Raw genomic sequence first — 25,652 nt, 5'->3', positions numbered from 1 at the left:
TTACCGAAGAACTCAGTGGGCTACGGCGGCGGCGCCGTGTTCGTCGACCAGCGCGCCGGTGACGAACCGGTCCAGGCTGAACGGGGCGTTCAGCGGATGCGGCTCGCCGGTCGCCACCGTGTGGGCGTAACACCAGCCCACCCCGGGGGTGGCCTTGAACCCGCCGGTGCCCCACCCGCAGTTGAGGTAGAGGTTCTCGACGCCGGACACCCCGACGATCGGGGACGCGTCCGGAGTGGTGTCCACGATGCCGCCCCAGGTACGCAGCACGTGCGCACGGGCGAACACCGGGAACAGCTCCAGGGCCGCGGACATCTGACGTTCGATGATGTGGAACGCGCCGCGCTGCCCGTACCCGTTCCACGTGTCGATACCGGCCCCCATCACCAGCTCACCCTTGTGCGCCTGGCTGACGTAGACGTGCACGGCGTTCGACATGACGACCGTCGGGTGGACCGGTTCCAGCAGCTCGGAGACGAGCGCCTGCAACGGGTGGCTCTGCAACGGCAGCCGGATCCCGGCCATCGCGGCGACCACCGACGTGTGCCCGGCGGCGCTGAGCGCGACCCGCCCGGCCCCGATGGTGCCGCGGGTGGTGTGCACCCCGGTCACCCGGCCGCCGACGACCTGCAGCCCGGTCACCTCGCAGTGCTGGATCAGGTCGACACCGAGGGCGTCCGCGGCCCGCGCGTACCCCCAGGCGACGTAGTCGTGTTTGGCGATCCCTGCGCGCGGCTGGTAGGTCGCGCCCATCACCGGATAGCGCACGTCCGGTGAGATGTTCACGATCGGGCAGACCTCTCGCACCTGCGCCGGGTCGAGCCATTCGGCATCGACCCCGTTGAGCCGGTTGGCGTGCACCCGGCGGACACCCTCGCGGACGTCCTGAGAACTGTGCGCCAGGTTGAGCACGCCGCGCTGGCTGAACAACAGCGGGTACTCCAGCTCCTGTTCGAGGTTCTCCCACAGTTTCAGGGAGTGCTCGTAGATTCCGGCGCTCTCGTCCCACAGGTAGTTGGACCGGATGATCGTGGTGTTGCGGGCCATGTTGCCGCCCGCGAGCCAGCCCTTCTCCAGCACCGCCACGTTGGTGATGCCGTGGTTCTTGGCCAGGTAGTAGGCGGTGGCGAGCCCGTGCCCGCCGCCGCCTACGACGATCACGTCGTAGGCGGCTTTGGGCTCGGGGTTGCGCCACAGGCGATCCGGGTGCTCGGGCAGATCACCGCCGGGCGCGGGGTGGTTCATTACGCCAGCCACGCCTTGACCTTGTCGGGGTTCGCCTCGACCCACTTCTTGGCCGCGTCGGCGGCGGACATCTTGTCCTCGGAGATGTACTTGGCGACCACGTTCTGGTCGTCGTTGGTCCAGTTGAAGTTCTTCACCAGCTTGTACGCCGGGCCGTTGGCGTCGGCGAACTTCTTGCTGACGATCTTGTCGAGGTCGTACTCCGGGTAGTCGCAGGCGATCTTCGCGGCGTCGGCGTCACAACCCTCGGTGTACGCGGGCAGGCTGATCTTCTTCAGCGGCACCTCGGCCAGGAACCACTGCGGCTCGTAGAAGTAGCCGATCAGCGGCGTCTTCTTCGCCTCGGCCTGCCGGAACGCGGTGATCAGCGCGGTCTCGCTACCGGCGTACACCACCTTGTAGTTCAGCTTCAGATTCTTGACCAGGGCCTCGTCGTTGGTGACGAACGACGGGTCGCCGTCGAGCAGCTGGCCCTTGTCACCGGACTCGGAGGTCTTGAACTCGGCCGCGTACTTGTTGAGGTTGTTCCAGTCGGTGATGTCCGGGTACTTCTCGGCCATCCACGGCGGTACGTACCAGCCGATGATCCCCTTGTTCCCGGTGGATCCGGCGGACACCGCGGTCTTCTGCTCGTCGATGTACTTCTTCTTGAGGTCGTCGTGACCCCAGTTCTCCACGACCGCGTTCACCTCGCCGGTGCCGAAGCCCTGCCAGGCGATCTCCTCCTTGAGATCCTTCTTGGTCACCTTGCAGCCGAGGTCCTTCTCGGCGACGTACGCGATGACGGCGGCGGTCGCCTCGTACCCGACCCAGGGGTTGATCGCCAGGTTGAACGTGCCGCAGTCGGTCGCGGCGGACGAGGACCCGCCCGCGGCCCCGGTATCGCCGATCTTCTCTCCACCGCACGCGGTCAGGGCCAGAGCCGTGATCGTAGCGGTCGCCGCTAGGCGCAGCATTCTCATCAGAGTTCACCTTTCGAGGGGGACGACGCTCGGGCGATCCGGTCGAGCATGATGCCGAGCAACACGATGGCGGCGCCGGCCGCGAGGCCCTTGCCGTAGAGCTGGCCCTGGGAGAACCCGGCGACCACGTCGTAACCGAGGGCACCGGCTCCGACCAGGCCACCGACCACGACCATGGCCAGCACGTAGATGAGACCCTGGTTGGCGGCCAGGGTCAGCGACTGCCGGGCCATCGGCAGCTGGACCTTGGTGATCAACTGCCAGGTACTGGACCCGGCGGCGGTGGCGGCCTCGACGGTGGCGGCCGGGATGGCCCGGATGCCGTCGGCCACCAGCTTGATCGCGACCGGGGCGGCGAAGACGATCGCCGCGACGATCGCGGTGAACCGGGTGGCGGAGAAGAGTGCCAGGAACGGCACCAGGTAGACGAACGACGGCATCGTCTGCCCGGCGTCCAGGATCGGGCGGATGATCCGGTCGGCCAGCCGGTTACGGCCCATCCACACCCCGACCAGGACACCGAGCACCATCACCAGCAGCGTCGCGACGAGAGTCATGGCCAGAGTGGTCATGCTGTCCTGCCACAGTCCGGTGCCGATCAGCGCGGCCACGCAGACGGCCGTGGTGACCGCGGTCCGCACGGTGCCGAGCAGGGCGGCCAGCGTGACCACGACCGCGCCGACCAGCCACCACGGCGATTCGACGAGCAGCGACTGCAAGGGATTGAGTAGGGCGTACGTCACCAGGTCCTTGACCCATTCGGTGGCGGTGGACAGCTCGGTCTGCGCCCAGAACGTCACCTCGTCGGCACCTTTGGACAGGGCCCGCCCGATGTTGGACTCATCCGGGAACTCGGCGGCCCAGTAGTAGGTGTGCGACAGGTAGACGCAGACGGCGGTCACGATCGCGAACCCGGCCAGCAGCGGCTTGTTGAGGGCTGAGCGGCTGTCGCGTTCGCTGGCCGCGGTGGTGACCCGGTCCAGCACGATGGCCAGCACCACGATCGCGAGACCGGCGTTGAACGCCGTACCGACGTCAAGGGTCTGCAAGGCTTTGATGACGGTCTTGCCGAGTCCCGGGGCGTCGATCAGCGCCGCGATGGTGACCATCGAGAGCGCGGCCATGATGGTCTGGTTGACACCCAGCACGATGGTGCGTTTCGACAGCGGCAGCAGCACACCGGTGAGTACCTGGCGTGGCGTGGCGCCGAGCGATTCGGTCGACTCGATCGCCGAGCGGGGCACCGAGCGGATGCCGTGCGCGGTGATCCGGATCGCCGGTGGCATCGCGTAGATCAGCGTGGCGATCGTCGCCGATGCCGGGCCGATCAGGAACAGCAGCGTCAGCGGGGCCAGGTAGACGAAGGTCGGCATCGTCTGCATGAAGTCCAGTACCGGAGTGATCAGCCGGTGAAAGCGGTCCGAGACGCCCGCCCAGATGCCCAGCGGGATGCCGACGGCCAGCGCGATCAGCACCGCCGCCAGGGTCAGTGCGAGGGTGTCCATGGCCTCGGTCCACAGGCCCTGCAGTCCGAAGAAGACGAAACCACCGGCGGCCAGCAGCGCCACCCGCCAGTTCGCGACCACCCAGGAGACGAAGGCGACGATCGCCACCACACCGAGCCAGCCCAGTACCGGAACCGGCCGGCCGAACGCCGGCTGGGCGATCAGCGCCTGCAGGAACGTGACGAACGTGTCGATCGCGGCGCGGATCTCGTTGAAGAAGTAGAGGAAGACCGGGCTGCTGTTCCGGTTGGCGCCGACCGTGTCGTTGACGTCGTTGAGCCACCGGTGCAGCGGGGTCAGGTCAGCGGGGGAGAGGCTGAGCGTGTGCAGGCCGTGCAGCGGGATCCAGGCGACCACCCAGACCGCCAGCAGCGCGGCGACCAGCAGTGGTCTTCTGGCGATCACGCGGTGACCCCGAGGATCTCCTCCGTGGTCACGACACCGACGAGCGTGCCGTTCTCGACCACCTTCACCGGTTTCCCGGCGGCCAGCACCGGCCGGACCGCGTCCCGGACGACGACGTCGGGGCTCAGTTCGGGTCCGTCCAGGGTGTCGCCGTCGCGCCGGTCCCGCATGATCCAGCGCAGGGTCAGGACATTCGCCTTCGGTACGTCACTGACGAAGTCCCGCACGTAGTCGTCGGCCGGGGCGCCGACCAGTTCGGCGCCGGTGCCGCACTGGACCTGTCTTCCGTCCCGCATGATCAGGATCCGGTCGCCGAGTTTCAGCGCCTCGGACAGGTCGTGGGTGATGAAGACCATCGTCTTGCCGACCTCGCGGTGCAGCCGGATGACCTCGTTCTGCATGTCCCGGCGGATCAGCGGGTCCAGCGCCGAGAACGGCTCGTCGAAGTAGAGCACGTCCGGATCGCCGGCCAGCGCCCGCGCCAGGCCGACCCGCTGCTGCATGCCGCCGGACAGCTGATCGGGGTAGCTGCGCTCGTAGCCGTCCAGGCCGACCAGGGAGATGACCTCCATGGCCCGCCGGTTGCGTTCGGCCCGCCCGGCACCGCGGATCTCCAGACCGTAGGAGACGTTGTCGAGGACCTGCCGGTACGGCAGCAGCCCGAAGTTCTGGAACACCATCGAGAACTTGTGCCGCCGCAGCTCCCGCAGCCGCTTCTTGTCGGCGCCGAGGATGTCCTCACCCTCGAACACCACCTGGCCCGACGTCGGTTCGATCAGCCGGGTCAGGCAGCGGACCAGTGTCGACTTGCCGGACCCGGACAGCCCCATCACCACGAAGACCTCGCCGGGGGCGACGTCGAACGACACGTCGCGTACCGCGGCGGTGCAGCCGGTCCGGTCCATCAGTTCGCGCCGGGACAGCGCGGACAGTTCGGCCGATCGTGGAACCTGCTCCGCTTTGTGCCCGAACACCTTCCACAGGTCCCGGACCGAGATGACTGCCTCGGTGGTCACGATGACTCCTTTGTCAGGGACTTCTTAAGACCGGAACCAGTTCTGGGGGCGGGGGTCGATGTTCTGCCAGACGTGCTTGCTCTCGCGGTACTCGTTCAGGCCGGTGGGACCCAGTTCGCGACCGTTGCCGGACTGCTTGAAACCGCCCCATTCGGCCTGCGGGACGTACGGGTGGAAGTCGTTGATCCACACGGTGCCGTGCCGCAGTCGCCGCGCGACCCGCTGGGCCTTCCCGGCGTCACGTGTCCACACCGCCCCGGCCAGCCCGTACTCGGTGTCGTTGGCGATCCGGACCGCCTCGTCCTCGCCGCTGAACGTCTCCACGGTCAGCACCGGCCCGAACGACTCGTCCCGCACCACCGTCATCCCGGAGCGGCAGCCGTCCAGGATCGTCGGCGGGTAGAAGAACCCCGGCCCGTCGAGTCGCTTCCCCCCGCAGCGCAGCACCGCCCCCTCGGCGATCCCGGCGGCCACGTAGTCCTCGACCTTGGCCAGATGCTCCGCGGAGATCAGCGGCCCGGTCTCGGCCTGCTCGTCGAACGGCCCACCGAGGCGGATCCGTTGCGCCCGCTCGACGACCGCGTCCACGAACCGGTCGTGGATCGACTCCTCGACGATCAGCCGCGCTCCGGCCGAACAGACCTGGCCGGAGTGCAGGAACACCGCGGTCAGTGCCATGTCGACGGCAGTGTCGAAGTCGGCGTCGGCGAACACCACGTTCGGGTTCTTGCCACCGAGTTCCAGCGCGACCCGTTTGATCGTGGCCGCGGCGGCGGCCATCAGCAGCCGCCCGGTGCGCAGGCTGCCGGTGAACGACACCATGTCCACGTCCGGGTGCTCGGCCAGCGGCGCGCCGACCTCGGCGCCGGCGCCCAGCACCAGGTTCGCCACCCCGTCCGGCAGTCCGGCCTCGGCCAGCAGCGCCATCAGCCGGATCGCGGTGGACGGGGTCAGTTCGCTGGGCTTCAGCACGAAGGTGTTGCCGGCGGCCAGGGCCGGAGCGACCTTCCAGGACGTCTGGAGCAGCGGATAGTTCCATGGGGTGATCAGGCCGCAGACGCCGATCGGCTCGTGTTCGACCCGGCTGATCGCGTCGGTGCGCCCGGTGTCGATCACCCGCCCGGCGTCGGTGGCCGCGAGCCCGCCGTAGTAACGAAAGCAAGCCGAGACATCCGCGATGTCGTATTCAGCTTCGACGAGTCGTTTTCCGGTGTCCAGCGACTCGGCGCGGGCCAGCTCATCCTTGTCCCGTGTGATCAACTCGGCGACCCGCTGCAACAGCGCACCTCGTTCGACCGCCGGAGTGCGCGGCCACGGGCCGTCGTCGAAGGCCTGACGGGCGACGCCGATCGCGGCGATCGTGTCCGCGCGAGTGTGTTCGGGAACCGTGGCGACCAGGCTTCCGTCGGCCGGGCAGTGGATTTTCCTCATGCGTCACTGTCCTGCCGGAAGAACGGGATCTTGATCGGATCCAGGGGAGTGTTGCCGAGGATCAGGTCGGCGGCCTTCTCGGCGACCATCATCACCGGGGCGTAGATGTTGCCGTTGGTGACGTACGGCATCACCGACGCGTCGACGGCCCGCAGCCCACGTAGCCCGTGCACCCGCATGCTCTCCGGCTCGACCACCGACATCTCGTCGATCCCCATCCTGGCCGTACACGACGGGTGCAGGGCGGTCTCCCCCTCGCGCCTCACCCAGTCGAGGATCTCCTCGTCGGACTGCACCGCCGCCCCCGGCGACGTCTCCCCACCGTTGAACGGCTCCAGGGCCTGCTGGTTGAGGATGTTCCGGGCCACCCGCACCGCCTCCACCCACTCGCGGCGGTCCTGGTCGGTGGAGAGATAGTTGAAACGCAGCGCCGGATGTTCGCGCGGATCCCGGCTGACGATCTTCACCGAGCCACGGGCGTCGGAGTACATCGGCCCGACGTGCACCTGATAACCGTGGCCGCCGGCCGGTGCCGAACCGTCGTAGCGGACCGCGATCGGCAGGAAGTGGAACATCAGGTTCGGGTAGGCGACGGTGTCGTTGCTGCGGACGAAACCACCTGCTTCGAAGTGGTTGGTCGCGCCCGGCCCACTGCGCAGGAACAGCCACTGCGCGCCGATCCACGGCCGGTACCGCCACTTCAGGTACGGCTGCACCGACACCGGCTGGGTGCATTTGTACTGGATGTAGACCTCGAGATGGTCCTGCATGTTCTCGCCGACCCCCGGCAGGTGGTGCACCGGGTCGATGCCGAGGGCCGCCAGTTCGGCGGTGTTGCCCACCCCGGACAACTGCAACAGTTGCGGCGTGTTGACGGCCCCACCGCAAAGGATCACTTCGTCGGCGTACGCCCGGAGTGGGGTCCTGCTGTTGCCTTTGAAGTATTCGACCCCGACCGCGCGATCGCCCTGGAACAGCACGCGGGACACCAGCGCCCTGGTCCGTACCGTCACGTTGGGCCTGCTCATCGCCGGGTGCAGGTAAGCGCCCGCCGCGGAGAGACGGCGACCCCGGCTGATGTTGCGATCGAAGAGGGCGAAGCCTTCCTGCCGTTCCCCGTTGACGTCGCCGGTGGCCGGGTAACCGGCCTGCCGGCTGGCTTCCAGCATCGCCCCGAACAGCGGATTCGTGCCCGGCCCGCGTTCCAGCACCAGCGGCCCGTCATGCCCGCGGAACGGGTCGTCCGGGTCGGCGGCCAGGCAGTTCTCCATCTTGTTGAAGTACGGCAGGCAGTGCGCGTAGTCCCACGACTCCATGCCCGGGTCGGCGGCCCAGCGCTCGTAGTCCAGGGGATTGCCCCGCTGGAAGATCATCCCGTTGATGCTGCTGGAGCCACCGAGAACCTTGCCGCGAGCGTGATAGATGCGGCGATCGTTCATGTGCGGCTCGGGTTCCGACTCGTACTTCCAGTCGTAGAACCGGCTGCCGATCGGGAACGGCAGCGCCGCCGGCATGTGCACGAACACGTCCCACGGATAGTCCGGGCGGCCCGCCTCCAGGACGAGGACCTTGTTCGAGGGGTCGGCCGACAGCCGGTTGGCCAGCGCCGATCCGGCCGATCCGCCACCGACGATCACGAAGTCGTACCGAGTCATGGCTTCACCCCCGGTGGCAGATTGGGCGCTTCCCGGGAGAGTTCGACGTGCACCATGCCGCCGGTCACCTCGACCCGGTGGACCCGGACCGGTCTCTTCGCCGGGGGCGCGTCCACCCGCCCGGTGCGCAGATCGAATTTGGACGCGTGCAACGGGCACTCCACCTCGCAGCCCTCCAGCCAGCCGTCGGCCAGTGACGCGTCCTGGTGGGTGCAGGTGTCGTCGATCGCGAAGACCTCACCGTCCTCGGTGTGGAAGATCGCCACCGGCGGATCCACCTCCCACCGGTACGCCTCACCGGGCGGTATCGAACTGAGTGGGCAGACGGGCTGCGACATCAAGCCTCCTGAGGCGCGGCGCGCAACTGGCGCCGCCACCGGGTGAACTGTTTCGGCTGGTTCATGCCGAGCACGGCGACCGGGTGGCCGTCCCGCTCGTACAGGGCCAGGAAGCTGCGGTCCGCCGGGTCACCCTCGACGACCCGGACACTGTCGCCCGGCTCGTGGTGCCCGGCGAACTGGAGGCGTACGCCGTACTGATCGGACCAGAAATACGGCGCCTTCAGAGCCGGCGCGGTGCCGCCGAGCAGCGTGGCCACCGCGATGGCGGGATGCTCCACGGCGTGGGTCCAGTGCTCGGAGCGGCGCCCGCCGGCGGCCACCGCGCAGTCGCCGGTCGCGAATACACCGGGCAGGTTCGTCGCCCCGGCGGAATCGGTCACGACGCCACCGGCGATGGTCAGGCCGGAACCCGCCAGCCACTCCACGTTGGGCAGCGCGCCGATCCCGGCCACCACCACGTCGGCCGGCAACCGGGTCCCGTCGGCCAACTCGACCGCCTCGACCCGATCCGTTCCGGACAGCGCGCTCACCGGCACCCCGGTCAGCAGCCGCACCCCGTGGTCGCCGTGCAGCTGTGCGCAGATGCCGCCCATCTCCGGGCCGAGCGGTCCGGCCAGCGGCGTCGGCAGGGTCTCGACGACGGTGACGTCCAGGCCCAGCGACCGGGCGCTGGAGGCGACCTCCGCGCCGATGAAACCGGCACCGATCACTACCAGCCGGGCGCCGGGCATCAGTTCGTCGCGCAGGGCGACCGCGTCGTCCAGTGTGCGCAGTGTGTGGACTCCCGCCAGGCCGCCGGGATTGCCCAGCTCCCGGGCCCGTGCGCCGGTGGCGATGACCACCGCGTCGGCCCGGATCCGGTCGCCGTCGTCGAGGTGGACACTGCGGTCGGCCGGATCGAGGCGGACGGCTGTGACGCCGAGCCGCCACTGTGCACCGAAGTCGTCGTCACCACCGAGAGCGATGTCGGCGGCCGTGACGGCGCCGGTCAGAAAATCCTTGGAGAGCGGCGGGCGATCGTACGGTTGGTGCCGTTCGGATCCGACGACCACGATCTCGCCGGGGAAGGACTGCCGGCGCAGAGCGCGCGCGGCGCTCAGCCCCGCCAGGGCGGCCCCGACAATCACGACTTTCCGCACGCAGCAAACCGCCATTCGTTGTGCAAAACGAAACAGCTCCCGAGATCCGCAACAGACTGCCCGGGGATTTGATCGATAGTCAAGACTCCGTCAACGAGCGGTCACGTCTTGCAACCTCCCGGAAATTTCCTGCCCTATCGTTGCGCCATGAGCAACGAACGCGAGCCCGGTCCGGCCCTCGTGCAGTCCGTCGACCGTGCCCTGAGCATCCTGGAGATCCTGGCCCACCGGCGCGCCGCCGGAGTGACCGAGATCGGCAAGGAGCTCGGTGTGCACAAATCCACCGCGTTTCGCCTGCTCGCAGCCCTGGAGAACCGTGGTTTCGTCGAACAGGCGCAGGACCGCGGCACGTACCGTCTCGGCCTCGGGATCGTCCGGCTCGCCGGCTCGGTCGCCGCCCAGCTCGACGTCAGCCGGCAGGGCCACGCCGCGTGCGAACAACTCGCCGCCGAACTCGGCGAGACCGTCAACATCGCGATCCTGGACAGCGACCGCGCCGTCAACGTCTCGCAGAGCCGGGGCGCCGCCTCGGTGGCCAGCCACGACTGGATCGGCAAACAGACCCCGCTGCACGCCACGTCCAGCGGCAAGGTCCTGCTCGCGTTCGCCCCGGCCGCGGTCCGCGAGTCGGTGCTCGGCCAGCCGCTGGAACGCTTCACCGTCGCCACCGTCACCGGCGCGGCCGAACTGGCCGCCGAACTGGACCGGGCCCGGTCCACGGGCTGGGCGTTCACCGCCGAGGAGTACGAGGTGGGCCTCAACGCGATCGCCGCGCCGATCCGCGGCGCTGACGGCTCGGTGGTAGCCGCCCTCAGTGTCTCCGGCCCGGCGTATCGCCTGATCAGAGCCGCTTTCCCAGAGGTTGCCAAGCAGGTTCTGGCCGCCGCCGACGAGGTGAGCAACCGGATGGGCTGGGTCGGTTAGAAACCCGGAGGAAGCTTCACCTCCCCGAAATCTGAGTGTCTTGACGGGGGTCGCTTCAGTCGTTGAAGCTGTTGCGTATTCCAGGTCGAGTTGCGCTTCGTGAAACGCAAGGACACTCAATGGCCACATCCCCACGTGTTGTAATCATCGGCGCCGGAGTAGTCGGCAGCGCTCTGGCCGACGAACTGACCGAACGCGGCTGGACCGACGTCACCGTGGTCGACCAGGGGCCGCTGTTCACCCCCGGCGGCTCCAGCTCCCACGCCCCCGGCCTGGTCTTCCAGACGAACACGTCGAAGACCATGACCGAGCTGGCCACGTACACGGTCCGGAAACTCAGCGGCCTCACCCTCGACGGCCAGTGGTGTTTCCAGCAGGTCGGCGGCCTCGAAGTGGCCACCACCGAGGCCCGCTGGCACGACCTGAAACGCAAACACGGCCTGGCCACCTCATGGGGCGTCCAGGGTTCGCTGCTCAGCGCCGAACAGTGCGTGGCCCTGCACCCGATGCTCGCTTCAGACAAGATCATCGGCGGGTTCCACGTGCCCACCGACGGCCTGGCCAAGGCGACCCGGGCGGTGGAGGCCCAGGCCCGCCGGGCGATCGAGCGCGGCGCCCGCTTCCTGGGCGAGCACACCGTGACCGGAATTGGTCAGGCCGACGGCCGGGTCACCGGCGTCGAGACCGACCGTGGATTCATCGCGGCCGACGTGGTGGTCTGCGCCGCCGGTTTCTGGGGACCCGAGATCGGCCGGATGGTCGGCTTGGCACTGCCACTTCAACCCCTGGCCCATCAGTACGCGAAAACCGGTCCCGTCCCCGCCATGGCCGGACTCAACGATCCGGTCCTGGAGGCGAGCCGGCCCATCCTGCGGCACCAGGACCAGGACCTGTACTACCGGGAACACGGCGACCGCTTGGGCATCGGCTACTACGGCCACCGCCCGATGCCGGTCTCCTCCTTCCTGTCCCCGGCTGAAGCCCCGGTCATGCCGAGCGTCCTTCCGTTCACCGAGGAGGATTTCGCCCCCGCCTGGCAGGAGAGCGTCGCCCTGCTTCCCGACCTGTCTTCCACCGAGGTCGAGGAGGGGATGAACGGCATCTTCTCGTTCACCCCCGACGGTGCCCCACTACTCGGCGAGCACCGCGAACTGGCCGGCTTCTGGGTAGCCGAAGCGGTCTGGGTGACCCATTCGGCAGGCGTGGCCCGAGCCGTGGCCGAGTGGCTGATCGAGGGCCAGCCCCGCATCGACCTGCACGAGGCCGACCTGCACCGCTTCGAGGAGGTGCAGCTGGCCCCTTCCTACATCGAGGAGCGGGGAAAACAGAACTTCGTCGAGGTGTACGACATCATCCACCCGCTGCAGCCGATGGACTGGCCCCGCCCGCTACGAACCAGCCCCTTCCACCCCCGGCAGCTCGCGCTGGGCGCGGAGTTCCTGGAAGGGGCAGGCTGGGAACGGCCGCACTGGTACTCCGCGAACCAGTCCGCAGCCACCCCCGCCGACCCGTCCCTGCTTGAATCCGGCCTGCTCGCGCCTCCTGTTCGGGACGAGTGGTCGGCGCGGTACTGGTCGCCGATCGTCGCCGTGGAAGCCGCGATCACCCGGCAACGTGTCGCCATGTATGACATGACTCCGCTCAAACGACTTGAGTTGAGTGGACCGGGTGTACTGGAGTTTCTTCAATACTTGACGACCAACAATGTCGACAAGTCGGTCGGCTCGGTGACGTACACATTGATGCTCGGTTTTGACGGCGGTATCCGCAGCGACCTCACCGTCGCACGTCTGGGGCCGCAGCTCTTCCAGGTCGGCGCCAACGGGCCGCTCGACGAGGACTGGATGCGGCAGCACGCCCCCGACACGGTGCAGATCCGCGACATCACCGGCGGGACCTGCTGCATCGGCCTGTGGGGACCGCTCGCCCGCGACGTGCTCCAGCCGCTGACCAGCTCCGACTTCTCACACGAGGGCCTCAAGTACTTCCGCGCCCAACGGGCCTTCATCGGCCAGGTACCGGTCACCGCGATGCGGCTGTCCTACGTCGGAGAACTGGGGTGGGAGCTCTACACCTCAGCCGACCTGGGATTGAAACTGTGGGACACGCTCTGGGAAGCCGGCCAGGAACACGGGATCATCGCGGCCGGGCGCAGCGCCTTCAACAGTCTGCGGCTGGAGAAGGGCTACCGCGCCTGGGGCACTGACATGACGACCGAACACGACCCGTACTCAGCTGGTCTGGGGTTCGCCGTGCGGATGGACAAGGGCGACTTCATCGGTCGTAGCGCGCTGTCGTCCTTGCCGTCCGCTTCCTTGCCGTCCGCTTCCTCGCCGGCCGCGCGGATGCTCACCTGCCTCACCCTGGACGATCCCGCCCACGTGGTGCTGGGCAAGGAGCCGGTGTTCGCCGACGGGAAACCGGTCGGCTACGTGACCAGTGCCGCTTACGGCTACACCATCGGGCGCACCGTCGCCTACGCCTGGCTGCCCGCCTCGCTCGCCGTGCCCGGTACCCCGGTCGCCGTCGAGTACTTCGGTACCCGGCTGCCGGCCACCGTCGCGGCGGAGCCGCTGTTCGACCCCAAGATGGAACGAATCCGCCGATAGAGGTGCTGTCGTGACCACCAGCCTCCCCGCGAGCCTCATCCCCACTCTGCCCGGCCACTACTACACCGATCCCGCGGTCTTCGCCCTCGAACAGTCGCGGATCTTCGAGAACATGTGGTTCTGCGCGGTGCGCGCGTCAGAGCTGCCGAACCCCGGAAGCTTCAAGTCGGTCGAGGTCGGCCGGGAGAGCGTCCTCATCGTCCGCGGCAAGGGCGGCTCGCTCCGGGCGTTCCTGAACATCTGCCGGCATCGGGGCGCGAAACTGTGCACCGAGGAGAGCGGCGAGACCAAACGGGCTTTCCAATGTCCGTACCACGCCTGGACCTATGGTCTGGACGGCAAGCTCATCGCGGCGCCAAACTTGACCAAGATGCCTGATGTTGATCGTGTTGAGTACGGGCTCGTCAATGTGCATCTGCGTGAATGGATCGGCTACGTGTGGGTGTGCCTGGCCGACGAGCCGCCATCGTTCGAGGACGACGTGATGGGCGCGGTCACCGAACGACTCGGCACCCTCGCGGCGATCGACTCGTACGAGATCGACACGCTCCAGGTGGGCCGGCGGATCACGTACGACGTGAAGGCGAACTGGAAGTTGATCGTCGAGAACTTCATGGAGTGCTACCACTGCGCGACGATCCATCCCGAGCTGACCGAGGTGCTGCCGGAGTTCGCCGACGGTTATGCCGCCCAGTACTACGTCGGCCACGGCGCCGAGTTCGGCACCGAGATCCAGGGCTTCACCGTCGACGGATCCGTTGGTTTCGACACCCTCCCCGGCCTCAGCGAGGACCAGGACCGGCGCTATTACGCGATCACCATCAAACCGCAGGTCTTCGTCAACCTGGTGCCCGACCACATCATCCTGCACCGGATGTACCCGGTCGCCGCCGACCGCACCATCGTCGAATGCGACTGGCTCTACACCAACGAGGTGGTCACCTCGGGCCGCGACGTGTCCCGCTCGGTCGAACTGTTCCACCGCGTCAACGTGCAGGACTTCGACGCGTGCGAACGCTGCCAGCCCGCGATGAACTCCCGCGCCTACGCCCGAGGCGGAGTCCTGGTCCCCTCCGAACACCACATCGGCGCCTTCCACGACTGGGTCCTCACCCGCCTCGGCATCACCCCGCCCTGACCTTCCACAACCATGGTGCGCGGGTGCTGCCTGATCGACGGGACCGAACAGTCAGCCACTGAGGCCCTCGACAAGATCGAGTCACTGCTGCCCGCCGAGTGGCTCACGCGCTACCTCCGGCGGGCCGGGAGCCCGCCACCGGGGGAGTCGGTCGTGGCCGAGGCCCAGCAGGTTCAGTGGCCGAAACTGATCAGCACCGACGCCGCCGCGGGGGTACGAGAACCCCACTTCCTGACCCGGCTCGTCGACAGGCTGCCCCGGTTGGCGGACCCGCAGGGGAGACCGCGCGCTGGCGGGGCGGGCGCCGTTGAAGAGGGCTCAACTGGTCGAGGAGGGGATACGTTCCAGCTCGCCGCGCGATCATCGCGTCGATGGTCGCGCGGCCCTGTTGCCACCTCATGACCGGATCGCCGGATTTCCGAGCGGGAAGCGGGGGCGGCTTCGGACTGAGATGACGAACGGATCCTCGGTGGTGGTGGAGTTCCACGCCGCCGCGGAGAGACGGTGCATGTTGACTTCGCGGCCCAGCAGCCGCTCGGCCTTCGTCGCTATCTCCGCCAGTTCGTCGTCGTCCGCGTCCCCGACGACGAGGACGTCGACGTCTCGGGGCGGCGGGCCGGCCTCGACGAGGAGTGCGGCGGGGCGGGGCAGGAAGATCGCCGCACCGCCCCGCCGGTCTGTCCGGGGTCAGGACATGACCATCAGGCCCAGCATCATGCCGTCGTCCTCGTGGATGATGTTGTGGCAGTGCAGCATGTACATGTACTCGTTGTCGGCGTAGTCGGTGAACTGCATCCTGATCACCACCGTGGTTCCGGGGACGATCTCGATGGTGTCGCGCCAGCCCAGGTTGGCGCCGGTGGGGGCCGCTCCGGCTACCGAGACCACCTGGAACGGCACGTCGTGCAGGTGGAAGTTGTGGTAGATGTTCGTGCTGCTGTTGGTGATCGTCCACTGTTCGACGGCGCCAAGGGTGGTCATCACCGCATTGGCGTCCATGATGTCCATCGTGGTGCCGGCGATGCCGTTGATCAGCATGGACGCGCCGCTGTTGCTGAGGGTGAAGGTTCGGGTGGTCGCGCCCGTCGTGTCGAGGGCGGGGATCGTGTTCAGGACGGTCGGCAGGGTGTCGGCCACGGTCGTCGCGGTGCTGGTCACCTCCAGCATCGACACGGTGTAGCGGGTGCCGTTGGTGGTGTTGCGGACCGTGGCCCGCAAGGTGACGGCGGTGTCGGCGGCGGTCAGGTCGACGACGATCTCGGCTCGTTCGCCGGGGCTCAACCGCAAGGTCGACACCGAGAGGGGTACGGATAGCAGGCCGGCGTCGCTTGCCACCTGCGTGAGGGTGCCGCCGTCGGAGCGGGCCAGTGTGATGCTGTCGGTGAGCGACGCGTTGAGCAGACGGAGCCTTGCCCGGCCGTACGAAATGGTGAGGGTGGGGGTTGAGTCTGTCGCACTGTGCCCGTTGACCAGGAACTTCAGTGTGGACGTTGCGGCGGTGAAGTTGTTGTTGGTGGTGGCGAACGCCCCGGCGCTGGTGATCGCGGCCGACTGCATGATGATCGGGATGTCGTCGGCGCCGTAGTCGTTCGGCAGGGCGGCGTTCTCGGCGGAGCCGTCGTCGACGATCAGCATCCCGGCGAGGCCGAGGGTGACCTGCTCGGCGGTGGTGCCGAGGCCGTGCGGGTGGTACCAGAGGGTGCAGGCCTCACCCTGGTTGATGGTGGTCTCCGGGGACCAGGTGGCGCCGTCCTCGATGATGTTCTGCGGGCCGCCGTCAGCCGACGGGGCGATGTGCAGGCCGTGCCAGTGCACGGTGGTCTCGTCGCCGAGGTTGTTGGTGATGTCCCAGCGGACCTTCTCGCCGTCGCTGACGATCATGGTGGGGCCGAGGAAGGTGCCGTTGTAGCCGGCGATCTCGATCTCCTTACCGCTGATCAGGGTGGTGTTGGTGCCGGTGCCGGCGGCCAGGGTGAAGACCGAGACACCGTCCTGTTCGGTGGCGACCAACTGCTCGGGGATCGGCAGGGTGCCGGTGGCGGCGACCAGGGGTGTCGCGGTCTCCTCGGCGAAGGAGGTGCCGCTGCCGATCCGGGCCAGCGCCGCGATGGCGCCGGCACCGAACACTCCGGCGAGCACGTGCCGTCGGCTCAGCCGTTTGTTGCGGGTAGCTGTCATGGTCGATGAGATTCAATGTGGACCATGGCAGTTCGCTGAGGGAAAGCTATCTAAAGCTTATGTATCTGAATATTCGCTGAGAGCGATGTCGATCACGGTCGGCGGGTCGCCGGAAACCTTGTGATTGACTGGGCGGCATGACTGCCGGGCCGACCGCGGCCACCCGACCACACAACCGTAAGCAGCTCATCGTCGAGGCGGCCGGCCAGGTGTTCAGCGAGCGTGGTTACCACGCGGCCTCGATGGAGGAGATCGCCGCCGCGGTGGGCATCAGCGCCGCCGCGCTGTACCGGCACTTCCCGAACAAGTACGCGCTGTTCGCCGGCTGTGCCGACGTCATGGTGGACCGTCTCGTCGCGGCGACCGCCGACCCTGGGCCCGCCGGTGTGCTCGCCGCCCTGACCCGGGTCACCGTCGCCCATCGCGCGTCCGGTGGACTCTACCGCTGGGAGGCCCGTTACCTGGAACGCGACGACCGGCGCCGGCTGCGGGCCAAGTTCGACCAGGTGGTGTCCCGGGTCGCCGCGACGCTGCAGCCGCCCGGCGAGCGACTGCGCGCGGTGGCGGCGCTCGGCGTGATCGGCTCGGTCACCATGCACCACACCTCGATCGCCCAGCGCCGTCTGGAGGAGATGCTGCTGGCGTCGGCGCTGCGGGTGGCGGCCACCGATCCGTCGTCGGCGGACGGCAGTGCCGCCCTGGTGGAGTTGCCCGCCCCGCCGGTGCCGCGGACCCGGCGGGCTGAGATCCTGGCGGCGGCGATCCCGCTGTTCGCCCGGGACGGGTTCGCCACCGTCACCAACGGCCAGATCGCGCAGGCGGTGGGGCTGGCCCCGTCGGCGCTCTACCGGCACTACCCTGGCAAGATCGACATCCTGGTGGCCGCGTGTCTGCAGGCGGCGGGCCTGTTGTCCCAGGCCGTCGACCGGCATCCGTCCCTCACCACGCTGACCGCGGCGTACGTCGCCTACAGCTTCGAGCACAACGCGCTGAACAGTGTCGCCGAAGCGGAGATCCGTGGCCTGCCGGCCGGTCTGCGGCGCCCGCTGATCCTGGCCCAGCGGGAGTACATCGCGGTCTGGGAACAGCAGCTCCGGGCGGCCCGCCCAGAACTTGACCCCCGCCAGGCGCGGTTGCTCGTACACGCGAATTTCGGGGTGGTGGTGGAAGCCGGGCGAGCCCTGCGCTGGCAGGACACCCCTGGCCACCGCGACACCGTGACCGCCTTGGCGGTCGGCGCCTTGAACTTCTAGGTCCCGGCGCGGTTACCGGTGGGGATGGTGATCGGGGTGTACGTCGCCGAGGTCCCGTTGTTCAGGAACAGCATCGCCAGGCCGCGGATGAACCGGTCGAACAGCGAGAACGTGGTCGGGATGATCGGGGACAGCCCCTCCCGGAAGGCGACGTAGGCCGGCCAGCCCACCTCGATCACCGTCCGGGACGCCAGGTCGCGCGGCAGTCGCAGCCAGTCGCCGACCTGGTCGCCGAGCAGGTAGCGGGCGAACTCGCGCTGGAACCCCCGGGTCACGCCCAGATCGACCGCGGACGTCAGGTTCAGCAGGACACCGGCCAGGTCGATGCCCTCGGGGGTGGGCGCGAGCAGCGGCGTCAGCGCGTACGCGGACTGTTCCCGCGCGGCCGACCACGTCGCCGGGATGAAGTCGTCGCGCACCCCGAGCAGGTGCAGCGCGACCTGCCACATGTGCAGGAACGCCTCCTCCTCGGCGGCCGACATCCGGATGCCCCAGGACTTCAGCTTGCCGTGCACGAACGTCCCCAGGCTGTGGAACGTGATCAGGATGTCGCCGTTGCTGATCGGGATGAAGTCCTGGTCGTCGGTGACCGCCCGCCAGTGCGCCGACTGGGGCAGCAGATGCCGCACGGCCGCGTGGGTCAGGCGGGTCTTGTTGGACGTGACCACGAAGTGCCCGGTCGGCTGGAAGGCGTCCAGGGCGCTCAGGTCGTAACCATAGGTGAAGGTCTTGGCCGCGCGTGACTTCATCACGGCGCCGCCCTCGGACCAGTAGACGTTGCGGGCCTCCCGCGGGATCACGGTGCTCATGATGCCGCTGCCCAGCCCGTACAGAAGGAAGAGGTAGAGACTCATGCGCTTGTTGAACTGGGCGGCCCGGTTCAGTTTGGTCTGGTCGGCCCACGACGGAAGCCGATTGTGCTGCTGGAGCCAGGAGGTGAGCGCGGCCGGCACCCCGGACGGCAGCGGATCACCGTTGTCGACCCACCCGTCGAAGGCGGTGTTGACGGCCGGGATCTGCCCGTCGCGCAGCATCGCGACGAGCAGCGGGTCGGTGGCGTCGTCCCAGACCTGCCACGGGTCGGTGATCGTGTCGGTGCCGGCTATCGAACCGGCCGACGACCACGCCCACGCCCGCCCCGGGTCGGCGGCCACGCCCGCCAGCCCCAGCGCGGCACCGAGGGTCAGAACGCTTCTCCTACTGAGATTCGGCATTCGCTTACCTGCTTCCCGGTCGGCTCTTTCCAGTGCTCTTTCCGGCGTTGCGAGGAGATTTCCACGTTCATCGATGTGTGATTTTCCATTAACATAGCGGCCGTCGTCGCGGTCGGCAAGGTGCGCGTTTTCATCACGCCGGTTTCCTCAACTCGACGGGCGCCGTGCCGACTTCTGCGGTCAAGACGAGCGGCAACCCCCCCGCTGCTCGATGAGAAGGAGCAGCGTGTTCGGCAGTAGGAAGCGAGAGTCAGAGCAGCTCAACGCTCAGTTGATCGAGGCTCGGGAGGACGTCGAAGCGGTCACCGCGATCGTGCGCGCCATGGAGACGTGCAAGTCGCCCGAGGAGGCCATCGGCACCGCGCTCGCCCAGGTCCGGGACCGTTTCCACTGGGCCTACGGCTCCTACTGGCAGCTCGACGCCGGCGCGAAAGTGCTCCGGTTCGCCCAGGAGAGCGGCACCGTCACCGACCAGTTCCGCCGGGTCACCCTGGAGGCCTCGTTCGCTGAAGGAGTCGGTCTGTCCGGTCGCGCCTGGCGCAGCCGGGACCTGGTCTTCGTCAAGAACCTTGCGGACCTGACCGATTGTGTACGGGCACCCTCGGCCACGCAGGCCGGAGTCAAGAGCGGCGTCTGTTTCCCGGTCGTCGAGAAGAACCAGGTCGTCGGCACGATGGACTTCTTCTCCCTCGAGGAGCTGGAACCGACCGAGAGCCGGCTCGGCGTCCTGCGCGCCGTCGGTGTCCTGGTGTCGGCCGCCCTGGTGCGCCTGCACGAGGCCGTCCAGCAGGAGAAGGCCGAACAGGACGTCGAAGCCGTCTCCACCGTGATCCGGCAGATGACCGAGGCCAAGAGCCGCGACGCCGCGCTGCGGTCCGCGCTGGAGACGATCCGTGCCGACTTCGACTGGCAGTACGGATCGTTCTGGTCCCTGGACGAACAGGACAACGTGCTCCGGTTCGCCCTCGAATCCGGCGACGCCGGCGCCGAGTTCCGCCGCGTCACCATGTCCGCCTCGTTCGCCAAAGGCGTCGGTCTGTCCGGTCGTGCCTGGGCGCGCGGCGACCTGGTCTTCGTCGAAGACCTCGGCGAACTGACCGACTGTGTACGGAGACCAGCCGCACAGGCCGCCGGGGTTAAGTCCGGCGTCTGCCTGCCGATACGTGTCGCTGGACAGATCGTCGGCACGATGGACTTCTTCGCCACCCGGACCCTGATCATGTACCCCGGCCGGGAGGCGGCACTACGCAACACCGCGTTCCTTGTCGGCCAGGCACTCGAACGCTTCACCGCAGCGGCTCAACTCAACACCGCAGGACGCACCCTCCTCGAATCCATCGGTGAGGTGGAGCGCAACGTCGCCGACGCGTCGGCCGTCGCGCAGACCGGCGAACGTCTGACCGTCGAGGCCAACGAACAGGTGGCCGCGCTCGGCCAGGCGAGCGCGGAGATCAACCAGGTGGTCAAGGCGATCCAGTCGATCGCCGCCCAGACCAACCTGCTCGCCCTCAACGCCACCATCGAGGCGGCCCGCGCGGGCGAGGCCGGAAAGGGCTTCGCCGTGGTCGCCGGCGAGGTCAAGGAACTGTCCGGCGAAACCGAACGCGCCACCGCCGAAGTCAGCGAGCGGGTCAGCACCATCCAGTCGCGGGTCGACGCGGTCGTCGCCTCCCTGGCCCAGATCCACCATGCCGTCGAGAAGATCAACGAAACCCAGGGCCTCATCAACGTGGTCCTCAAAGAGCAGGTCGCAGTCACCGGCGCGATCATCAGCTGATCGGGAGAGATATGTCGAACATCAACGGTTCCGCCGCCAGCACGTCCTGGGCCGTCCTCCGCGAAGGCAACGCGCGGTTCATCGCCGGCATGACCTCCGCAGACCTGCGCCGGGGCCCGCACCGCCGGGCCGAACTGATCGGTTCGCAGGCCCCCTCCGCGATCGTGTTCGGCTGCGCTGACTCCCGGGTCCCGGCGGAGATCCTCTTCGACCAGGGCCTGGGTGACCTGTTCGTGGTCCGGACCGCCGGTCACGTGGTCGACGGCTCGGTGCTCGGTTCGATCGAATACGCGGTCGAAGTCCTCGGCGTGCCGCTCATCGTGGTCCTCGGCCACGACAGCTGCGGCGCGGTAGCCGCCTCCATCGCCATGGTCGACGAGGGTAAGGTGCCGCCCGGCTCCATCCGGGAGATCGTCGAGCACATCGCCCCCGACGTCGTCCGGGCCCGCATCGCCGGCGCCGAAACCCTGGCCGAGACCATCGAACAGCACGCCAGCTACACGGCCGAACTGCTGCGCGAACGCTCAGTCCTGATCGACCGCGCCATCACCGCCGGCCGAGTCAGCGTGGTCCCCACGTTCTATTCGCTCGCCTCCGGCGAGGTCGGCGAGGCCCACCCGGTCCGCCGCCTGCTGGCAGTCTGATCCGCTCCGCCGCCCTGGGCCGCCTGACAGCAACGCTCTCCCGGCACGGCCATGGCTGGTGGGATGGGTTCGTCGGTTGCCGGACCCATCCCACCAGCCCGCTGCCGTTGCCGCCTGACCCGCTGCACCGCCAGGCGCAATGGCGTGTGGTCAAGGCCCTTCGCCCGACGTTGGCACCGGCATGGGCGATCGGTTTCCCCTCGGTCCGGCTTCGGTTTCGGCGCGGCGCAGGACTTCCCAAGGTCGACCGCCATGGGGACGATTTGTTCGGCTCACTGGCGCCGGGAGACGAATTCTGACGATGCGATCCGGAACACTGGCGACGCCGATTCCCCGACCGCGAGTCATCTCATGGCGGTTGCCGCAGCGTCCGGTTCCTTTCGGGAATACCATTTTGGAGAATCCCCGCACAGGGCATCTGGAATCCAAGAAAGTACGGCAGGTTTGTTCCTCGGCCATCGCACGGTGACCACCACAGACACGGCCCCCGGGAACCTCGCCGAGTGTCACCGCGACCGGCACCACAATCATTCAATGAAAACCCACCCCGGCCCGATCGAAGCAGTAACGGTCCCGGCGGCGGCCCGCTCGGCGCGAGCATGAGCCGTGCCCACCGATCCGCGCCGGCCGGTCCCCGATCGGCATCCTCGGACTGAGGCACCGAGACCGGCAGCACAGTCACCGGCGGACAACCTGCCGCTTCATAGGCCGAAGGCTCCGATCCCGGCTTCAGCGGCGAGGGTCCTGGCCTGGGCTCCAGCGGTGCGGGTCCCGGTCCCGGTCCGGGCTCCAGCGGCTCAGGTCCCGGTCCCGGCTCCGCTTCTGGTCCCGGCTCCGGTGCTGGTCCCGGCTCCAGCGGCGCGGGCTCAGGTTCCGGTGAAGCCGGCGGTGGCGGTGGTGCGGTTGCGGGCGGATTCTGTGGCGGCTCAGATGCGGGTGGAGTTCGTGGCGTGAGAGAGGCCAGCCACTCCCGATCCTCGCGGGAGAGGGGCATGGAGTCACGTTCCCGGATCTGGCGAAGTTTCTCCGCGTGGCGGCGCTGAAGCCCCCACGCGCGCCGCCTCTCATGATCACGACGAAACTCATCGCGCTCCGGAGAATAGTTCCGCGACTTGGTCCGGTCGCGCATTCCGGCAACGCTGAAAAGCGCTGGCTGGCTCATACATGAATTCTCCCGAACCCCGGCAGAAAAGTGTAAGTACCTGATCATGCCAAAATGCCGAACCCGCCAATCACGAAAGCAGCCAGGCCCTGCCGAAACAATCATGTCAAGAAGCAGAAGCAGAAGCAGAAGCAGAAGCAGAAGCAGAAGCAGAAGCAGAAGCAGAAGCAGAAGCAGAAGCAGAAGCAGAAGCAGACGGCCAGCGGCCGAGGGGCCGGGGTCAGTGCCAGCCGGCGGCGGTGGCGTCGGGGGACTTCAAGTCCTCGGCCATCCGGACGATCAGCTGGCTCACCCGGACGTCGCGGTCGTGGGCGCTGTGGGTCAGGGTCGCGGTTCGGGCGGCGGGGGCGTCGCCGGTGCGGATGGCGTGCAGGATCGCGGCGTGTTCGAGGTAGCTGGGGCCGAACTCTCGCGGGCCGCCCGGTGTGGTCCACGGGGCGGACACTTTGACCTGGGCTTCGATCGTACGCAGCAGGGTGTTGATGGTCCGGTTGTGGGCGGCGTTGCGGACCGCTTCGTGGAAGTGGTTGAAGAGACGGCGGACCTCGGCCGGATCCGTGGTGGCCTGCGATCGGTCGTGCAGGTCCTGCAGGCGGGCCAGGTCGATGGGGGTGGCGCGGGTCGCGGCGGCGTAGGCGGCGGACGACTCCAGGATGGCGCGCGTCTCGAAGATCTCCATGATCTCCTCGTCGCTGCGCCGCCGGATCTCGAAACCGCGGCGGCCGGAGACCAGCGGCCCGTCCTGTTCGAGCAGGGCGAGCGTCTCGCGGACCGGGGTCCGCGAGAAGTCGAACTCCCCACTCAGTGCCTGCGGGATGAGCGGCTCACCGCCCTGGTAGCGGCCGTGCGTCAGCCGTTCCAGCAGCTCCCGGTAGACGGTGTCCCGTGCGTTCATCAGCTGGATGCTATGTCTCGGTGGGCGCGCCATTCGCTGAGGGATCCGTCGTAGAGGCGGGGCAGTGGCAGCCCCGCCGTGTCCAGGGCCAGGATCAGCCCGGCCGCGTTGATGCCGCCGCCGCAGTAGACGACGGTGGTGGCGTCCACCGACAGCGCGGCGGCCCGGGACCGGACCGCGTCCAGGTCGAGGGTGCCGTCGGGGGACAACAGGCCGTTGTACGGAAGGCTGACACTGCCGGGGATGTGGCCGGCGTCGAACCGTTCGGTACGCAGCGCGCAGACCAGCCGGTCGCCGGGGGTCCGTTCCACTTCGGTGAGGTCGGCGGTGACCGGTCCGGGCGCGTGCAGAGTCAAGTCCCCGGTGACCGCCGGTGCCGCCGGGAGTCCGGTTTCGATCGGACCGGTCCACGCGGCCAGGCCGCCGTCGAGCACGCTGACGCTCGCGAAGCCGTGGACCCGCAAAAGCCACCAGACCCGGGCCGCCCACGCGCCGCCGTTGCGGTCGTAGACGACCACGTGCGCGCCGTCCCGTACCCCCAATGATCTTGCGGTTTTCCGGAGCGCGCCCACCGCCGGCATGGTGAAGGGAAACGGCGCGTCCGGGTCGGAGAACCCGGTGAAGAGGTCCGCGAAGCGGGCTCCGGGCAGGTGCGACCCGGTGAAGACCGCAAATCCAGAGCCAAAGCCGTCGGCCGTACGATCGATCGAAGCGTCCAGCAGCACCACCTCACCGCGGTGGTCCCGCAGCCACGCCACGCTGACCAGCGGGCCGGTCATGCGCGCCGGGCCTTCCGCTCGCCGCGTCCGGGACGTTTCAGTCCGAGGTTGTCGCGCAGTGTCGTGCCCTCGTAGTCGGTGCGGAACCGGCCGCGCCGCTGCAGTTCGGGCACCACTGCGGCGACGAACTCGTCGAACGAGCCGGGCACGTGGGTGGCCTGGATGACGAAACCGTCGGCGGCTCCGGCGTCGACCCAGTGCTCGATGGTGTCGGCGATGCCGCTCGCCGAGCCGACCATGCTGCCTTCGGTGCGGGCGCCGTACCACCGGCCGATCTGCCCGACCGTCAGGTCATGTTTCTCGGCGTATTCGACCACCTCCCGATAATGGCCCTCGACGCCGACCTCCTCCAGCGGGGGCAACGGCCCGTCCAGGTCGTATTGAGTCAGATCAACATTGACGTGGTACGCAAGACGTGACAGTCCCGCCTCCACCGACACCAGATCGGCGAACGCCTCGTGCTTGGCGAGCGCGTCGGCGGTGTCCCGGCCGATCACCGGGGTCGCGGCCGGCAGGATCTTCAGCTGGTCCGGGTCGCGGCCGTGGGCGGCGGCGCGGGCCTTCACGTCGGTGTAGAACGCGACCGCCGATTCGAGGGACGCGTGACTGCAGAAGACGACGTCGGCCCAGCGGCCGGCGAAACTCCGGCCGGACTCGCTGGCCCCGGCCTGGATGATCACCGGATAGCCCTGCGGCGGCCGGGGCACACTGAGCGGTCCCCGCACCCGGAAGTGCTCGCCGCGAAGATCACGGCGGCGGTGAGCGAACCGAGGGCGCAACCGGCACCGGTGACCTGCGTCAGCCGCACGTCCCCACCCGGCACCTCGACGGTCCGCTGCCCGTCCGAGATGTAGTCGACCGGCCCGCTGACCGCGACGACCGTGCCGATCCGGGCGGCGAACCCGGCGACCGCCTCGGACGAGTCGACGGTGGTCTCCACGCCCGTGCCGGTCGCCTCGCCACCGGCCAGGGCGATCAGCTCACTGGCGTTGCCCCGGATCGCGGCCGGCCGGAACTCCAGCAGTGAGCGCACGAAGTCGTCATAACCGGAAGCTCCGGCGCCGACCGCGACCGGGTCGAGTACCCAGGGCGTGCCGGCCTCGTGCGCGGTCCGGGCGACGGTGCGGATCGACTCCTCGTCACTGCTCATCAGCGCGGCCGTGCTGATCCACACCGCGCTGGCCCGGGCCGGGAACTGGTGATCCAGTCCGAGGCGGCTTCTGCTGCATACAGTGAAGGCGAGCTTAGGGACCGCGAGGCGTTTTCGCTGGTGACCCAGGTCTCAAATCCCACTATCTCTTGGAAATCGGTAGGAGATGCCGGTCGGGGTGACCTCCCGCATCCGTGCCAATCCCTCCGGCCGTCGCGGCGATACGGACC

Annotated in this window: 21 protein-coding genes and 1 pseudogene; 8 read left to right on the top strand and 14 right to left on the bottom strand. The window is 68.4% G+C overall.

The window, feature by feature from the left end:
- Positions 1–12: 12 nt before the first annotated feature.
- Genes BLU81_RS19355 through BLU81_RS19320 form a run of 8 tightly spaced genes read right to left on the bottom strand, consistent with a single transcriptional unit; the run spans position 13 to position 9,699 of the window.
- Positions 13–1,257 (bottom strand): sarcosine oxidase subunit beta family protein, encoded by a 1,245-nt coding sequence (locus BLU81_RS19355; RefSeq protein WP_231954649.1) that lies wholly within the window; start codon positions 1,255–1,257, stop codon positions 13–15.
- Entirely contained in the window at positions 1,245–2,207 is a 963-nt protein-coding gene (locus BLU81_RS19350; RefSeq protein WP_092545964.1) for an ABC transporter substrate-binding protein, read from the bottom strand. The genes BLU81_RS19355 and BLU81_RS19350 overlap by 13 nt, the downstream gene beginning before the upstream one ends.
- The gene (locus BLU81_RS19345) at positions 2,207–4,117 is read right to left on the bottom strand and encodes an ABC transporter permease subunit (RefSeq protein WP_092545963.1); all 1,911 of its coding nucleotides are present in this window, start codon (positions 4,115–4,117) and stop codon (positions 2,207–2,209) included. Before BLU81_RS19345 ends, BLU81_RS19350 begins: the two co-directional genes overlap by 1 nt.
- A complete protein-coding gene (locus tag BLU81_RS19340; protein ID WP_231954648.1) occupies positions 4,114–5,133 on the bottom strand; it encodes a quaternary amine ABC transporter ATP-binding protein in 1,020 nt (339 codons plus the stop codon). Before BLU81_RS19340 ends, BLU81_RS19345 begins: the two co-directional genes overlap by 4 nt.
- A 24-nt stretch (positions 5,134–5,157) precedes the next feature.
- Positions 5,158–6,564: an aldehyde dehydrogenase family protein gene (locus tag BLU81_RS19335; protein WP_092545961.1), complete on the bottom strand. Its 1,407-nt coding sequence runs from the start codon at positions 6,562–6,564 to the stop codon at positions 5,158–5,160.
- Positions 6,561–8,219: a choline dehydrogenase gene (gene betA / locus BLU81_RS19330; RefSeq protein ID WP_092545960.1), complete on the bottom strand. Its 1,659-nt coding sequence runs from the start codon at positions 8,217–8,219 to the stop codon at positions 6,561–6,563. The genes BLU81_RS19335 and betA overlap by 4 nt, the downstream gene beginning before the upstream one ends.
- On the bottom strand, positions 8,216–8,557 hold the full coding sequence (locus tag BLU81_RS19325; protein WP_092545959.1) for a bifunctional 3-phenylpropionate/cinnamic acid dioxygenase ferredoxin subunit: 342 nt from the start codon (positions 8,555–8,557) through the stop codon (positions 8,216–8,218). The genes betA and BLU81_RS19325 overlap by 4 nt, the downstream gene beginning before the upstream one ends.
- Positions 8,557–9,699 (bottom strand): NAD(P)/FAD-dependent oxidoreductase, encoded by a 1,143-nt coding sequence (locus BLU81_RS19320; protein ID WP_092545958.1) that lies wholly within the window; start codon positions 9,697–9,699, stop codon positions 8,557–8,559. Before BLU81_RS19320 ends, BLU81_RS19325 begins: the two co-directional genes overlap by 1 nt.
- Before the next feature lie 147 nt (positions 9,700–9,846).
- On the opposite strand from BLU81_RS19320, the gene BLU81_RS19315 reads away from it, so the two are divergent.
- The 3 genes from BLU81_RS19315 (at position 9,847) to BLU81_RS19305 (ending at position 14,370) form a co-directional block, all read left to right on the top strand.
- Positions 9,847–10,623 carry an IclR family transcriptional regulator gene (locus tag BLU81_RS19315; protein WP_092545957.1) on the top strand — a complete coding sequence of 259 codons (777 nt, stop codon included), beginning with the start codon at positions 9,847–9,849 and terminating at the stop codon, positions 10,621–10,623.
- Between the two features lie 119 nt (positions 10,624–10,742).
- Complete coding sequence (locus BLU81_RS19310) at positions 10,743–13,232, top strand: GcvT family protein (protein ID WP_092545956.1); 2,490 nt, start codon at positions 10,743–10,745, stop codon at positions 13,230–13,232.
- Between the two features lie 10 nt (positions 13,233–13,242).
- The gene (locus tag BLU81_RS19305; protein WP_092545955.1) at positions 13,243–14,370 is read left to right on the top strand and encodes an aromatic ring-hydroxylating oxygenase subunit alpha; all 1,128 of its coding nucleotides are present in this window, start codon (positions 13,243–13,245) and stop codon (positions 14,368–14,370) included.
- Between the two features lie 687 nt (positions 14,371–15,057).
- Here the strand turns inward: BLU81_RS19305 and BLU81_RS19295 are convergent.
- Positions 15,058–16,548, bottom strand: coding sequence for a multicopper oxidase family protein (locus BLU81_RS19295; protein ID WP_197686293.1), 1,491 nt, complete (start codon positions 16,546–16,548; stop codon positions 15,058–15,060).
- A gap of 137 nt (positions 16,549–16,685) precedes the next feature.
- Between BLU81_RS19295 and BLU81_RS19290 the strand changes: the two genes are divergently transcribed.
- Positions 16,686–17,801: a TetR/AcrR family transcriptional regulator gene (locus BLU81_RS19290; RefSeq protein WP_092545953.1), complete on the top strand. Its 1,116-nt coding sequence runs from the start codon at positions 16,686–16,688 to the stop codon at positions 17,799–17,801.
- Here the strand turns inward: BLU81_RS19290 and BLU81_RS19285 are convergent.
- Positions 17,798–19,015: an oxygenase MpaB family protein gene (locus BLU81_RS19285; protein WP_092545952.1), complete on the bottom strand. Its 1,218-nt coding sequence runs from the start codon at positions 19,013–19,015 to the stop codon at positions 17,798–17,800. The two genes, BLU81_RS19290 and BLU81_RS19285, sit on opposite strands and share 4 nt — an antisense overlap.
- 211 nt (positions 19,016–19,226) lie before the next feature.
- On the opposite strand from BLU81_RS19285, the pseudogene BLU81_RS51575 reads away from it, so the two are divergent.
- From BLU81_RS51575 to BLU81_RS19270, 4 genes and pseudogenes are all read left to right on the top strand, one after another.
- Positions 19,227–20,285, top strand: a pseudogene (locus BLU81_RS51575) (GAF domain-containing protein); the annotation flags it as partial.
- A gap of 75 nt (positions 20,286–20,360) precedes the next feature.
- On the top strand, positions 20,361–20,792 hold the full coding sequence (locus BLU81_RS52090) for a methyl-accepting chemotaxis protein (protein WP_373873364.1): 432 nt from the start codon (positions 20,361–20,363) through the stop codon (positions 20,790–20,792).
- Between the two features lie 11 nt (positions 20,793–20,803).
- Positions 20,804–21,436 carry a carbonic anhydrase gene (locus tag BLU81_RS19275; RefSeq protein WP_092545950.1) on the top strand — a complete coding sequence of 211 codons (633 nt, stop codon included), beginning with the start codon at positions 20,804–20,806 and terminating at the stop codon, positions 21,434–21,436.
- A gap of 762 nt (positions 21,437–22,198) precedes the next feature.
- The gene (locus tag BLU81_RS19270; protein WP_092545949.1) at positions 22,199–22,390 is read left to right on the top strand and encodes a hypothetical protein; all 192 of its coding nucleotides are present in this window, start codon (positions 22,199–22,201) and stop codon (positions 22,388–22,390) included.
- Positions 22,391–22,818: 428 nt separating this feature from the next.
- Here BLU81_RS19270 and BLU81_RS19265 read toward each other — a convergent pair whose 3' ends face one another.
- From BLU81_RS19265 to BLU81_RS19250, 4 genes are read right to left on the bottom strand one after another with little or no spacing between them, the layout of a single operon-like run.
- Positions 22,819–23,493 (bottom strand): GntR family transcriptional regulator, encoded by a 675-nt coding sequence (locus BLU81_RS19265; RefSeq protein WP_197686290.1) that lies wholly within the window; start codon positions 23,491–23,493, stop codon positions 22,819–22,821.
- Positions 23,493–24,272 carry a sulfurtransferase gene (locus BLU81_RS19260; protein WP_092545948.1) on the bottom strand — a complete coding sequence of 260 codons (780 nt, stop codon included), beginning with the start codon at positions 24,270–24,272 and terminating at the stop codon, positions 23,493–23,495. Before BLU81_RS19260 ends, BLU81_RS19265 begins: the two co-directional genes overlap by 1 nt.
- Complete coding sequence (locus BLU81_RS19255; protein WP_197686288.1) at positions 24,269–24,997, bottom strand: LLM class flavin-dependent oxidoreductase; 729 nt, start codon at positions 24,995–24,997, stop codon at positions 24,269–24,271. The genes BLU81_RS19260 and BLU81_RS19255 overlap by 4 nt, the downstream gene beginning before the upstream one ends.
- On the bottom strand, positions 24,949–25,479 hold the full coding sequence (locus BLU81_RS19250) for a hydroxyethylthiazole kinase (protein WP_269461108.1): 531 nt from the start codon (positions 25,477–25,479) through the stop codon (positions 24,949–24,951). The genes BLU81_RS19255 and BLU81_RS19250 overlap by 49 nt, the downstream gene beginning before the upstream one ends.
- Positions 25,480–25,652 lie beyond the last annotated feature (173 nt).

Source organism: Actinoplanes derwentensis (genome assembly GCF_900104725.1).
GTDB lineage: Bacteria > Actinomycetota > Actinomycetes > Mycobacteriales > Micromonosporaceae > Actinoplanes > Actinoplanes derwentensis.
The sequence above is the reverse complement of the archived record's forward strand: the minus strand, read 5'-3'. Positions and strand labels throughout refer to the sequence as shown.